This is a genomic window from Vibrio sp. 10N.286.46.A8 (genome assembly GCF_041470165.1).
Lineage (GTDB): Bacteria > Pseudomonadota > Gammaproteobacteria > Enterobacterales > Vibrionaceae > Vibrio > Vibrio tasmaniensis_A.
On record NZ_JBFRLX010000134.1, the window covers coordinates 1 to 13,900 of the forward strand.

The 13,900-nt window shown below is 43.9% G+C and carries 12 protein-coding genes; 10 read left to right on the forward strand and 2 right to left on the reverse strand.

Features of this window, described 5'->3' with window-relative positions:
• Positions 1-134: 134 nt before the first annotated feature.
• The 7 genes from AB4232_RS13830 (at position 135) to AB4232_RS13860 (ending at position 6,246) form a co-directional block, all read left to right on the forward strand.
• On the forward strand, positions 135-818 hold the full coding sequence (locus AB4232_RS13830; protein ID WP_009846485.1) for a DUF3334 family protein: 684 nt from the start codon (positions 135-137) through the stop codon (positions 816-818).
• A 220-nt stretch (positions 819-1,038) separates the two neighbouring features.
• Positions 1,039-1,728: a DUF2786 domain-containing protein gene (locus tag AB4232_RS13835; protein WP_009846484.1), complete on the forward strand. Its 690-nt coding sequence runs from the start codon at positions 1,039-1,041 to the stop codon at positions 1,726-1,728.
• Positions 1,729-1,833: 105 nt separating this feature from the next.
• The gene (locus AB4232_RS13840) at positions 1,834-2,502 is read left to right on the forward strand and encodes an OmpA family protein (RefSeq protein WP_372087357.1); all 669 of its coding nucleotides are present in this window, start codon (positions 1,834-1,836) and stop codon (positions 2,500-2,502) included.
• 142 nt (positions 2,503-2,644) lie between these two features.
• Positions 2,645-3,733: a hypothetical protein gene (locus AB4232_RS13845; protein WP_372087358.1), complete on the forward strand. Its 1,089-nt coding sequence runs from the start codon at positions 2,645-2,647 to the stop codon at positions 3,731-3,733.
• 165 nt (positions 3,734-3,898) lie between these two features.
• Positions 3,899-4,087 carry a hypothetical protein gene (locus tag AB4232_RS13850; RefSeq protein ID WP_372087359.1) on the forward strand — a complete coding sequence of 63 codons (189 nt, stop codon included), beginning with the start codon at positions 3,899-3,901 and terminating at the stop codon, positions 4,085-4,087.
• A 353-nt stretch (positions 4,088-4,440) separates the two neighbouring features.
• Positions 4,441-4,848: a SulA-like leucine-rich domain-containing protein gene (locus tag AB4232_RS13855; RefSeq protein ID WP_102311473.1), complete on the forward strand. Its 408-nt coding sequence runs from the start codon at positions 4,441-4,443 to the stop codon at positions 4,846-4,848.
• A 294-nt stretch (positions 4,849-5,142) separates the two neighbouring features.
• On the forward strand, positions 5,143-6,246 hold the full coding sequence (locus tag AB4232_RS13860) for a phosphoribosylaminoimidazolesuccinocarboxamide synthase (protein ID WP_372087360.1): 1,104 nt from the start codon (positions 5,143-5,145) through the stop codon (positions 6,244-6,246).
• A gap of 104 nt (positions 6,247-6,350) precedes the next feature.
• Here the strand turns inward: AB4232_RS13860 and AB4232_RS13865 are convergent, their stop codons facing one another.
• Together AB4232_RS13865 and AB4232_RS13870 are read right to left on the reverse strand one after the other, a co-directional pair.
• Complete coding sequence (locus AB4232_RS13865) at positions 6,351-6,728, reverse strand: hypothetical protein (protein WP_017110913.1); 378 nt, start codon at positions 6,726-6,728, stop codon at positions 6,351-6,353.
• 203 nt (positions 6,729-6,931) lie between these two features.
• Positions 6,932-9,316, reverse strand: a complete 2,385-nt coding sequence (locus tag AB4232_RS13870) for a helicase-related protein (protein WP_372087361.1) — start codon at positions 9,314-9,316, stop codon at positions 6,932-6,934.
• A gap of 184 nt (positions 9,317-9,500) precedes the next feature.
• On the opposite strand from AB4232_RS13870, the gene AB4232_RS13875 reads away from it, so the two are divergent.
• The 3 genes from AB4232_RS13875 (at position 9,501) to AB4232_RS13885 (ending at position 13,766) form a co-directional block, all read left to right on the forward strand.
• Positions 9,501-11,189, forward strand: coding sequence for an NAD-dependent malic enzyme (locus AB4232_RS13875; RefSeq protein ID WP_012603704.1), 1,689 nt, complete (start codon positions 9,501-9,503; stop codon positions 11,187-11,189).
• A gap of 171 nt (positions 11,190-11,360) precedes the next feature.
• A complete protein-coding gene (locus AB4232_RS13880; RefSeq protein WP_372087362.1) occupies positions 11,361-12,197 on the forward strand; it encodes a vancomycin high temperature exclusion protein in 837 nt (278 codons plus the stop codon).
• 198 nt (positions 12,198-12,395) lie between these two features.
• Positions 12,396-13,766, forward strand: coding sequence for a DASS family sodium-coupled anion symporter (locus AB4232_RS13885; protein WP_009846474.1), 1,371 nt, complete (start codon positions 12,396-12,398; stop codon positions 13,764-13,766).
• Positions 13,767-13,900 lie beyond the last annotated feature (134 nt).

The following is a 13,900-nucleotide window of genomic DNA, read 5'->3' on the forward strand; positions in this document are numbered from 1 at the left end:
CTACTATTAAGATCATATAAAAAGGTGATCAAATAAGAATCTCGGTGCAAGAATGGAGAAATAGTCACTTTCGTCTTAATTCAGTAGTAAGATAGTAGATAACTTTTTTACGACATCTCCATGAGCAAATAACAATGAAAAAAAGCAAAACAGTCACAACTGAAGATATTCTTCTTAAGCTATGCCAATCAGTCTCAAACGTACTTACTTCAGCGACGGCTTCACAGGTGTCCTACTCAGCCATGGTTCAAAAGATCAACAAGACAAGTCTTAAGCCAGATTTTGGTTGTTTCGTCTTGTTCGACGGCGGGTTTTCAGGTCTTGTTGTTATCAATTTTACGTCGAAAGCAGCGCTAGAGATCTACACAAATTACATGCGTAATATGGGCATGCCTGAAGACGAACTCGCTGTACTTCATACTTCAGACGAAGTAGGTGATGTATTAGGTGAGTTGATGAACCAGTTGGTTGGCGACTTTACCAACAAAATCCGTAAAGAACTGCAAACTAACATCACACAAAACCAACCGAAAATGCTGGCACTGAACAAGCAAGTGAACCTTTCTGTTGATACTAACTTAGATCGCCCGCAAGCTCGTCGTGTTACTTTCTCTACTGCCGACAACAACATTTTCTACCTTGAGCTGGCAATGGACAAAACAGAATTCATCCAATTGGAAGAATTCGAAATCGCTGAAGACGAATGTCCAGACAGTATTCTTGAAGCGACTCAGAAAAAAATGCAAGAACCAAAGCAGCCAGAGCAAAGTTCAGGCAACGATTCTGCAGCTGATTTACTCGATGAACTTGGAATCTAGTTTGCGAAAGCTCTAGCACTTCCTAAAAATCGTGTCACTAACGCCATCAATCCTCTTGATGGCGTTTTGTTTTGTCCGGGAGTCGCCGCTTCCTTACTATATCCTTATCTTCCATAATCGTTCACCACATTCCTACAAATGACTTTTGACTTTGCTGTTACTCGCCAAAACATGTAAAATGTTGGACTTTTAAAAATTTGCGGTAATGATTAAGTTGTCGATGGATAAGAAAAAAGCCCTAAAGAAAATTGCCAAGTGTCTTGAGCTTGGAAACTCTGCGAACGTCAATGAAGCTGCCAATGCGATAAAAATGGCGCATAACTTGATGCTGAAATATGGTCTCGAAAAGGACGATATTGAATTTATCAAGATGGGAAAAACTCAATCCAGTCACCTGTTACCTGCAAATATCAGCTCTACACTGCTGCGTGTTATTCGTGGTATTAACACCAAGTTTGGCGTAGAAGCCGTGTTACTGAATCACAAAGGCCTTAAACGCGTTGAATTCATTGGTGAAGCCGATCGCGCTATCTTCGCGGCTTTTGCGTTCGATATTATTTATCGCGAACTGAATGAGCACACTGGCCAATTCAGAAACAGTTTTGCGGGCTCGGGAACAGGGACACTAGAAGTAACACGTCGCGTAAACTCTTACGTTTCGGGTTGGGTAGAAGGTGCACTTGAAAAACTGCCTGTTATCACCCCAGACGACGAGTCAAACAACAAGATCAATAACTACATTGATAAAGAGTTCCAAAACATCGACCGCGAAACGTTCAAACAACAACTCAGAGAAGCGATGAAAAACCTCACCGCAGACTATGAAGTTGGCTTGAAGAAAGGTCGAAAACTGTCTGTAAATCGACCAGTTGGCGGAACTCAAGCGGTTAAAAAGATAACTAAATCATAGAGCCACTTTACATTGCTTCAGCGTATTGATAAAAACCACCAATAGGACTTATTGTTGTCTTTCGTAATTCATGCGTTTGACAGAAGTACATGATGGAGAAATACGTTGAAAAAAATCACACTAGCCCTGGCACTCACTGTTGCTCTAACGGGCTGTCAAGCGACACAACGCCAAAACGCGACAACCGGCGAATCTGAGACTAATTCCGCAACTCAAGGCGCTTTACTTGGTGCAATCGCCGGCGCTGTTGCTGGTGCAGCTACGGGTGACGACTCTAAAGACCGTCGTAAGCGTGCACTCATCGGCGCAGCAGGTGGCGCCGCAGTTGGCGGTGGTATCGGTTACTACTTTGACCAGCAAGAAGCTGCACTTCGTGAAGAACTCATGAACTCAGGCGTTCAAGTAGAGCGTGTTGGTGAGAACCAACTTCTACTTCGCCTAGAGAACGGCATTGGCTTCGATTCTGGTTCTTACGCTTTAGAATCAAGCATCCACAAAACACTTCGCGGCGTTGCGCGCATCTTAGTTGAATACCCAGACACTAGCCTAGTGATCGAAGGTCACACTGACAGCACAGGCAGCGAGTCTTCTAACCAAGTTCTTTCTGAGCGTCGTGCTGAATCGGTTCGTGCATTCTTGATCTCTCAAGACGTTGCTGCAGGCCGTGCCATTGCTCGTGGTAACGGTGAGCGTTACCCTCTGTGTGACAACAACAGCTCTCAAGGTCGCGCTTGTAACCGTCGCGTAGAAATTCAAATCTTGCCGCTTAAGTAGCACGATTAAAGCCCAGTTCGTCTTTATCTATTGAATTAACCTCTATATAGTTGCTTATCGTCGTGTGGCTTGTTCAAAGTCACACGACTAGCCATATTCATACTGATATACCGACTCTGGGCTTTTTAACGAGACTTATCTATTGTTTATCCTATCCAACTTTCTGTCATCATCACTTCTTAGAACTCTATTTTTCACCCTCATCTTTTCTACAATACAGTTCTCTACTGCACACGTCGTTCATGCAGAAAGCAACGTTGCATTCTCGATAGAATCTCAACCTCAAGATCCAGTTTCTCAATACCAACTAGCTCAAGCTTATGAATCAGGTAATGATGTCCCTTTGAGCACCAACGATGCATTTTATTGGTACTCGCAATCCGCAGAAAACGGCAATGCAGATGCGCAATTTAGGCTGGGTGAATGGTACTTGGCAGGATCAGGTGTAGAGCAAAGCAACAAGCTAGCTTTAGAATGGTTTATTAAATCAGCCTTACAAGGTAACCAACGCGCGCCTATCGAAGTCGCAAAGCTCTACGAATCCTCACTTCAGGAAGAACTCCTAAAACCATTAGATGAAGCACAGCTATGGTATGAAGCGGCCTTAAAAAACAATCCAACAGCCGAAGATGGCTATAACCGTATTCTGGAAGCGCAATTCAACCAGCAACGTGCCAAGCAGATCTCTTCGATTGAGAACGTCATTGCTGAAAGCAGCACGAATCAGAGGCTATCTAATCCAGAGCGAGCAAGTAGCTCCCCTTCTTATCTGCCCTCTAGAGAGCAGGTAACACGTTCTAACCTAACGTATTCAGACTATCTAATTGGCACAGCCTTAGCCGTGTTGATTTCAATTGTCAGCATTATCATGACTCTGGTGATATCAAAAAGAAGACACGCTCTAAAATCGGGTGAATTGGGGCAACAAAAGCAGACACTTGAAGCACAGCTTAGCTCGAAGGACTTCACTATTAAGCAGCAGAAACGTCAGCTGCACACGATGTTCCATGAGTTAAAAAAACAGAAAAATGACAACAGCCTGAACAATTTACAAGTAGCCTGCGCTCTATTTGGGTATACACCTAGCTCAATTCCGAATCAAAAAAGCATTAAAATTCGATATAAACAGCTATCCAAAATCTACCACCCAGATGGTTACGGGTGTGACGAAGAGATGAAACGTTTGAACAATTCGCTAAAAACCATCCTTAAGAGTGTTACAAAAACGTAAACAACCAAGCAAACTCGATTTCCAAAGTCGCAAAGATATCGATTTTATTAGTACTGCAATCGATCCCCCTCTCAAAAACAGGTAACAAACTATTAACTAATGAGTCTTACTTGTGTCATAATTTGCGCCGAAAATACACCTGACTTAAACAGGTGAGGAGAGAATATGTTCACAATAGAAGGCGTTTGTGATTGGTGCAAAAAGCCAAGCCTAGTTAAAAAGCACGACTACCTAGATGGTAAGTGTCATCATGCATGTCAAGAGTGCAATGATATTGCAACCATTGATGTTCGCCAGTTCAATATTGGTGAAATGGAAATGAGAGCAAAACTCTCCCAAGCGACATTGAGATAAGCAACACCGTTGAAATATAAGAAAGCGCCTAAGGCGCTTTTTTTGTATCTGGGGTTTATCTTCTTATCTTCTTATCTTCTTATCTTCTTATCTTCTTATCTTCTATACAGGTATATACAGTACTTTTCTGCAAAAACCACTGTATACACCTGTATAGAAATCACATTTTTTCAATTTATGAGACAAAATAGAAAAATCAGTCGAATTTAATTTAACATTAAATATCAACAACTTAAATAACAACCCCTTGCCTAGGTACAATAAAACGACCAATAATCCCGCAAAAAACGCTTGATCTTATAAGCAACAAAAACTACTGTATACAAATACAGCATGTATATAAGGACAGCAAAATGATTCAAGCACACGTTAAAGCCCAACACTCTAGCCCGCTAGTTCACTGCGCATTTACATCAGTTTCTCGTAAAAGCAAAAACTCAAACGAGGAAGCGTTGTTCGCAAGAATGGCGTTGCTGTCCAATCAACATCAATGGTTGCTGTTTACTGCTCAAACACCAAGACCATCTGCTAAGCAGCTTAAGCAACACAACGTTTGCTGCGAGCGTGTTATCCATATGAAAGCGTCGAACCAAATGAATGAAGTAGAGACAGTCGAGAAAGCAATACGCTCAGGAAACGCGAGCGCAATCGTTGCAAGTACGTCCATCGACTCATTCAGCCAACAATACCTAAGAACGTTAGGCCAACGCTTTCAATGCGAAGTGTTCTTCATGGATGAAACTTCAGAGCGTATTCACTAAGCCTACCTCGGTTAACAACATAGCTCACAAACGTAGCTTAATCTTTTAGCTAACAAACTTAAGTTAACTTAACAGCATAGCCCCAAAACACAGCCCAACAGACTGCCTTCCCCTGCCCTACAATTCGCCAATTTTCTAGCGAATAGTTAGGCGGGGGTTTTTATTTGATCAATAGATTTAGCAATCGTTTGCTTTTTATCTGGAAGCAAATAATAGATTGGGTATAATGCCCGTCTAATCATGTGCACACCGCACTTCTCTGTATGACGTTTGATAAAAGATAGGAATGTCTAAATGAGCCTTGCTGATCAAGTTCTTGCCGTAAATGATGACCTACCAATCCGTACTGATAAACCTGTCCACAGTGGCAAGGTTCGTTCGGTCTACTGGTTAACTGAAGAAGATAGCCAACGACTAATCAAAGAGAAAGGCTACAATGTAGCGCCCGATGCGCCTTTAGCCATCATGGTGATCAGTGACCGTATCTCTGCGTTTGATTGTATTTGGCGTGGTGAAGGTAATCTTAAAGGTGTTCCAGGTAAGGGAGCGGCTCTGAATGCTATCTCTAACCACTGGTTCAAATTGTTTAAAGACAACGGCCTTGCTGACAGTCACATTCTTGATATCCCTCACCCATTCGTATGGATTGTACAAAAAGCTCGCCCAGTCATGATCGAAGCGATTTGTCGTCAATACATCACGGGTTCTATGTGGCGTGCATACGCGAACGGCGAACGTGAATTCTGTGGTATCGAGATGCCTGAAGGCCTTGAGAAAGACAAGAAATTACCTGAGCTACTGATCACGCCTTCGACAAAAGGGATTTTGAAAGGGATTCCTGGCGTTCCAGAAGCGGATGATGTGAACATCACTCGCAACAACATCGAAGACAACTTCGCAGCGTTCAACTTTACTCAAGCAAGTGACATTGCGCATTACGAGAAACTTCTAAAAGAAGGCTTCAACGTAATTAGCCAAGCGCTAGCAAACGTCGATCAAACCTTTGTCGACACGAAATTTGAGTTCGGCTACGTGAACGATGCTCAAGGTAAAGAAAAACTTATCTACATGGATGAAGTAGGTACTCCAGATTCATCTCGTATTTGGGATACTCAAGAGTACAACAAGGGCAACATCGTTGAGAATTCTAAAGAAGGATTCCGCCAGTTCTTACTTAACTACTTCCCTGACGCGGATATCCTTTTGAACAAAGAACGCATGCCAGAACGTGAAGCATTAGCTTGTGACAATGAGCTGCCTCTTGATTCACTGATGTCTCTGTCTCGTACTTATCTTGATATCGCAGCGAAAATCACCGGTGGCGAGATTGTATTAAGCGACAATCCGAAGCAAGAAATCATTGATGTGCTTCGTGCCGATTACGGACTAATTGATTAGTCGACTAATCACATGCTAGAAAGCTAATAAGCTAGCTAGTAAGCACAAATTTTAGATACTAAAAGGGCCTCAATATTGAGGCCCTTTTTACAATGTATATTTCATCAAAGCTTGATAGTGAACTCTTCACCAGAGTTATCTGCAATCACTAAATGACTACGCGATTCAATATAATCAATCTGCTCGTCTTCAAGCGAATATGGCATGACAACCTTGAGCTCATTGATCCCTTCTAGCTTGGCAAGCTTAAGTAAGGTAACAATGTTCGACTCATCACTTTTACGCGTCGACATTGATTTCAATGCCATTTGCCATAAGCGATCTTCCGGGCTGGCTAGCTCTTTAATGCTATCTCTCCAGACGGTACTGAATACTGGCGCAATAGTGGTGAGAGCTTCCAGAAAAGTCCATTTTTTACTGCATGAGGCGCCAAGAAATGTTGTGTAATCGAACTCTACACGCGTCTCTTCCTGTTTATCCATGATGTCCCCCGACACTTTGGCAACACAATATACTCAATATCTATCAACTCTTTCTTTATAGCAATAGGATATAGAAGAATGGTCTTTTATGACCTTTTGATTGGTTAAAAAGGCATATAAAAATCAAACTTGTAACATAAAAAACACTGAAAAATCATATATGCACCTATTTGATTAATATTTTAGAGATAAAACTTATCCATCTATTTTATGTCGATAATCCGACTCGCTTTCTTATATTGAATCCGCCAACCAGACCATGTTGGAAGCTCCCAACGCTTAGGCGATAGCTTTCGACTCCCCGACTGATAATGCACATGAATCAGCTTTCTTGCAGGGAAGTATTCGACATCAAGATGTAAGTCAGCAAGGCCCAATGCAAACGGGTATTTTTCTGCAAATTCTGGATATAGCCAAATTGGGATACCATCAAATGGAATATCGGCATGGTCAAACATTTCCAACTCGCTGACATCCGTGACACCTAGCACCTCGAGTTGATCTATAAACCATAGCTCAAAGTTAATGTTATCCATTTCTGGTGTGTATTTGGTTTGTTCATCGAGACCGAGTTTCACATACAGCTGCCAATGTTTGATTTGTTGAGTGCGAGCTTGTGCAAAACCGGGAAGGTGGACGCCTTTTAACACAAGATCGACGATTGGCTTTAATGATAACTGACCTTCTGCTGCAATAAGTTTGCTCGTAATTGTACGGCCTGCGTACACCAAAGCCATTTCGGTAAAGACTCCATCATCATTTACTCTTGTTTCACCTTGTTGCCACTCTCCGAGTTCAGCTTCAATGATAAGCTCAAGAGGAATAGGTGCCGTAACCGTCGCTAAGGTCAGTGTTTGCTTAACACCTCTTCCCGGCAAACTATGGGTATCAAGCACCAACATCGCTTGTGCATTGTCCGGGAAACGATTCTGACGGCCGAGTACTACCTCTAAAACTCCATTAGCAAAGGCTTCTTTCCTCTTCAGCCTGCGCACAAACACTAGCTCAGGATGCAAATGCACAATAGTCTTAAGCAGTTCAGTACGTTGGAAACGTGACGCGACTTCTAGCTGAGGAAGCTCAAACACCTCCCGCATTTGCTTAGCCAGTCCCTGTGCTTCATTCAATGCCTGCTGATCGATTTCTAAATGCGGATAATCGCGACCACGAACGATCTGAATCAACAGGCTTAGATCGCACCCTTCTTTCTCTTGCTGAGCGAGTGCTTCAAGATGTTCTGCATTGTTCGGTAACTGATACAAGCGAGCTGGGACGGACAACGCCGCCGTGAGATCCACCATCGCTTCTTTGAGTGCTTTGGTTTTGATTCGAGTAACGATATCGGCATACAAAGCATCAATCGGCAGCGGGTATAGCTTTTTGCCATGCTCGGTGATTTGATGGTCGGCATTAATCGCTTCCATCGTCAGCAAGGTTTGTATTGCGCTGTTTAGTGATTTCTCAGGGATAGGATCTAGGAAAGATAGGCTCTCGATCGAGTTGCCACAACATGCCGCAGCCAACATAGGTTCGGTTAATTCTTCGCGTTGCAATTCTGGCGGTGTCACTAACTCCAACGCTGCATGCTCACCATAGAGACGCACACAAACACCATCCATCACCCTGCCCGCACGACCAGCTCGTTGCTTGGCACTGGCTCGTGATATGGATTTAAGCATCAAAGTCGTTCTACCGTTTCGTTGAACGGTGCGTCTTTCTAATCCTGAATCTATCACAACACCAATGTCAGGAATGGTTAACGAAGTTTCGGCCACGTTGGTAGCAAGGATGACCTTTCGCAAACCGCTGCCATTATCACTATTGCCAGTATTACGACCAGATAAAGCGAGATCTCGCTCCTTATCACTCACCGAAGCATGCAATTTAACAACTTGGATATCTGGATTCTTTGCCAACGTTTGCTCACATTGCACGATCTCTTTCTTACCCGGCAGGAAAACCAAGATATCGCCATGTGAAGCAATCAGTTGGTGATTCACCTCTTCAGCGATGCGCTGCTCTAGATGTCGGCTATCCGGCAGAGCTCTCGATTCATTCGCTCGGTGTTCAATAGCAACTTGATAGGTGCGACCTTCGCAGCTTATCCGACCCGCATTCAAATAGTGAGCAAGACGTTCCCCTTCGATGGTAGCAGACGTGATCACCAAGCGATGGCTCTCTTTTTGTTTGAGGATCGCCACCAGCAAATCGATATCCCAACGCCTTTCGTGAAATTCATCGACAACGATGACATCAAAGCCAGCAAGCCCATCTTCAGATAGCCAGCGTAGCGCGATCCCGGGAGTAACAAAAACAACGTCAGTTTGCTCGTTGTATTCCGACTCTAGCTTAATCGCATAACCCACTTTGTTCCCAAGCTTCTCACCCGATTGCTGTGCGAGATATTTAGCCAGTGAAGTACACGCGATACGTCTTGGTTCAACCACCAGTACTCGCCCATGTTGGCAAGCCCAAATTGGCAAACGCGTTGATTTGCCCGATCCGGTTTCAGCTTCTACTACTAGATGAGAATTAGCGATTTGTTCGTGAAATACGTTTTGATAAGCATCGATGGGCAGTAATGACATAAAAAAGAGGCGTCGCGAAAAAGTGTGAGCAAAGTATAACGAATTATGGTGCTAAAATTCGATAAGTGTGGGACATGGGTAAGAATATCATTTTGTTTGCAAAGATCGGAGGTAAACTATTTACAATTGAATAACTAAACCGTTATCATTTTTCGGTTACCCTTTCTCCCATATTAGGCATCTAATGAACAACGATAAACGCCCTCTATATATCCCTTATGCTGGTCCTGCTCTACTAAGTACCCCTCTTCTAAACAAAGGCAGCGCATTCTCTGCTGAAGAGCGCAGTTCTTTCAACCTTGAAGGCTTGTTACCGGAAACAACCGAAACAATCCAAGAGCAAGTAGGACGTGCATACAAGCAATATTGTAACTTCGAAAGTGATATGGATAAGCATATCTACCTTCGTAACATCCAAGACACTAATGAAACGCTTTTTTATCGTTTAGTTCAAAACCACATCTCTGAAATGATGCCTATCATTTACACGCCAACAGTTGGCGCAGCATGTGAGAACTTCTCAAATATTTACCGTCGTGGCCGTGGTCTGTTTATCTCATACCCGAACCGCGATCGTATCGATGACCTACTGAACAATGCGACAAACCACAACGTTAAAGTTATCGTGGTTACGGATGGTGAGCGTATTCTTGGTTTGGGAGACCAAGGTATCGGTGGCATGGGTATTCCAATTGGTAAACTAGCACTTTACACAGCTTGTGGCGGCATCAGCCCAGCTTACATGCTACCAATCGTGCTCGATGTGGGTACAAACAACCCGCAGCGTCTTGCTGACCCAATGTACATGGGCTGGCGTCACCCTCGTATCACGGGTGCTGATTACGATGCATTTGTTGAAGAATTCATTCAAGCCGTTCAACGCCGTTGGCCTGATGCATTAGTTCAGTTCGAAGATTTCGCACAAAAGAACGCAATGCCACTGCTTGAACGCTACAAAGATCGCCTCTGTTGTTTCAACGATGATATCCAAGGTACAGCCGCTGTAACGGTTGGTTCTCTACTTGCAGCATGTAAAGCAGCGAACAGCAAACTGTCAGACCAACGCATCACCTTCTTAGGTGCGGGTTCTGCAGGTTGTGGTATTGCTGAAGCTATCATTGCTCAAATGGTGTCTGAAGGTATCAGCGATGCACAAGCTCGCTCTCAAGTTTACATGGTTGACCGTTGGGGTCTGCTACAGGAAGGCATGCAAAACCTGCTTGATTTCCAACAGCGTCTAGTTCAAACCAACGCGAACACCAAAGATTGGGAAAGCGACGGCACTGGTTTCTCTCTACTAGACGTTGTTCGTCACGCGAAACCTACGGTTCTGGTTGGCGTATCTGGTGCGCCGGGTCTGTTCAGCAAAGAAGTCATCAAAGAGATGAACCTACACTGTGAACGTCCTATCGTGTTCCCACTGTCAAACCCAACAAGCCGTGTTGAAGCAACACCAAATGACATTATTCGTTGGACTGACGGCCAAGCGCTTGTTGCGACAGGTAGCCCGTTTGAGCCAGTGGTTCACAACGGCACCACTTACCCAATCGCTCAGTGTAATAACAGCTACATCTTCCCAGGTATTGGCCTTGGTGTATTGGCTGTGAATGCTTCACGCATCACTGACGAAATGCTAATGGAATCAAGCCGAGCACTTGCAACGTGTTCCCCACTTGCTATCAATGGCTCAGGTGCTCTACTTCCACCATTGGAAGAGATCCACACCGTATCTAAAAAGATTGCTTTTGCCGTTGGTAAAAAAGCGATTGAGCAAGGTGTTGCTCTAGAGATCACTGAAGAAGCACTACAACAAGCGATTGACCAGCACTTCTGGCAGCCGGTTTACCGTCGCTACAAGCGTACTGCATTCTAATAAACGTGCTGCGCTTGGAATAAAGAGCGTTAACTACTCTTACAAGAGCCTCTGCAACTGCGGGGGCTTTTTTCTTTACACTGTCTTGTCTTTTTAACTGATTTTTCTCATTTTTATTTGGTATTATCGAGCACTCAAAAATTATTGCTCAGTCAAAGGACCATACCGAGAGTGAAATTTGATTCTCACATTTTCCGTAGCCACTTATTAAAAGCTTACAAAAAACTGCAAGGTTTTCTGTTTGGCGCTTTCCTCGTGTTCTTAGTAGGCAGCGCTGCGGTTATTGCGATCGATTATTGGGTTTCATGGCAAGCAGAAGATCGCATCATCTACGATATAGATGAAGTGCCCGAGCTTGAGGTCGCCGTAGTGCTTGGCACAAGCAAATATTTAGGTAGAACACTCAACGACTATTATAAGCACCGAATCGAAGCGGCAATTGAGCTGTTCGAGCGTGAAAAAGTGGACCAATTTCTACTGAGTGGCGATAACGCTCATCGCTCTTACAATGAACCGTGGACGATGAAACGCGACTTGTTAAAAGCGGGTGTCCCCGATGAACGCATCAATCTAGATTATGCGGGGTTCAGAACCCTAGATTCGATTGTTCGCGCCAAAAAGATATTCGATACCGATAACTTCCTAATCATCACTCAGAAGTTCCACTGTGAAAGAGCGCTATTTATCGCTAACTCTTATGATATTAATGCGCAGTGTTTGGCGGTTTCAGGACCAACCCATCATTCGGGAACCTCAATACGTTTACGTGAAGTATTTGCACGTACCAAAGCGTTTCTTGATCTGTATATTATTGGTACTACGCCAAAATTCCTTGGCCCTAAAGAGCCGATCCAACCCAGTCCAAAACCAGAATCATTGCCGATTCCTAGCCCTATTACTGACCCCAATGTAAATCCTATAGCAGACCCCACAGCAAGCCCTACTAAAAATCCGATTGTAACTCCTTCAGCAAGCCCTATTTTAGAACCAGCAGAGACCGATGTGTAGAAAACTACACATTTTGAATTTGTTGCCTCACACTTCCCCATTGTTAAGCAAAAACACACCAACACTCCTTTATTAACTTGAGTAACATTCTCCCAACAAAGTCTGACCCTACATCAAGTCTATATACCTCGAAAATAATAAGCACCGCTCAACGAAGTCGTGCACCAATAAAACGAGGATAAACAAAAGGAGCGTCTTATGACGGCACTTGTTACTACACTGAAACACTGGTTGTTTACCCGCAACAGCATGATATTAATTGGTAATTTCACGCTATTTGCAGTTTTGCTCAATTCCCTGCCATTCGAAGCGCAAGTGAATACGGGTTTAAGTATTCTCGTGTTCGTTGCCATTCTATGGTTAACAGAAGCTATCCACGTCAGCATCACCGCTTTGCTCGTTCCCCTATTGGCTGTCTTGTTTGGTGTATTCAACACGCCCGCAGCACTGGCTAACTTTTCGAATCCCATCATATTCTTGTTCATGGGTGGATTCGCGTTGGCAGCCGCACTGAACAAGCAAGAGCTGGATAAAGCGATAGCTGACAAAGTATTGCTCATAGCAAAAGGCAGAATGTCGGTAGCCGTGTTCATGTTGTTCGGTGTGAGTGCGGGTTTATCCATGTGGATCTCAAACACCGCCACCACAGCAATGATGCTCCCTCTTGTTCTTGGTATCATGAACAAAGTCGACCAAAGTGAAGACCGAAACACCTACGTGTTCGTGCTATTGGGTATCGCTTACTGTGCTTCAATCGGTGGTATCGCAACTTTAGTTGGTAGCCCACCAAACGCCATTGCTGCGGCAGAAGTTGGCTTGAGCTTCACAGAATGGATGGCGCTTGGGCTACCTATCTCAATGATCTTACTGCCAATCACGATGATTATTTTGTACGTGATGACTAAGCCAAAACTTGACCACAAATTCGAGTTAGACCATGCACCTGTCGAGTGGACAAACAGCAAGAAAATCACACTGTCTATCTTCCTTTTAACCGTAACGCTTTGGATATTCGGCAAGCCGATCAACGCAATGATTGGCGGGTTCTCTAAGTTTGATAGTTTGGTAGCGATTGGCGCCATTGTACTGCTTGGCGCTTCTAGAGCCGTGGAATGGAAAGACGTTGAGAAGACAACGGATTGGGGTGTACTTATCCTGTTCGGAGGTGGTATCTGTTTAAGTAACATTCTGAAAGCGACCGGAACCAGCGTATTCCTAGCACACTCACTAAGCGGATTTTTAGAAACAGCAGGTATACTTCTTACGATTCTAGCCGTAGTAGCGTTCGTGGTATTCCTAACGGAGTTTGCGAGTAACACAGCGAGTGCGGCATTGCTTGTCCCTGTATTTGCAACCATTGCTGAAGCGCTGGGTATGTCACCTGTTATCTTATCTGCACTGATTGCGATTGCCGCATCTTGTGCCTTCATGCTACCAGTCGCGACACCACCTAATGCGATTGTATTTGGCTCTGGTCATATCAAACAAAAAGAAATGATGCGAGTCGGTATGGTGTTGAACCTAGTTTGTATCCTAGTTCTGACTCTGTTCGCTTGGATTTTCTGGTAAACACTAATGTCCTATAGACGTATGTTTATAGACAAGTGCTTATAGGAATGCCCCTTCTCAAAAAAAATCTGGTTGCAGCTTCCCCCGGCTCAACCAGTACAAAAATGCCCGCTCTGCTAACAAGATCAGTTTAA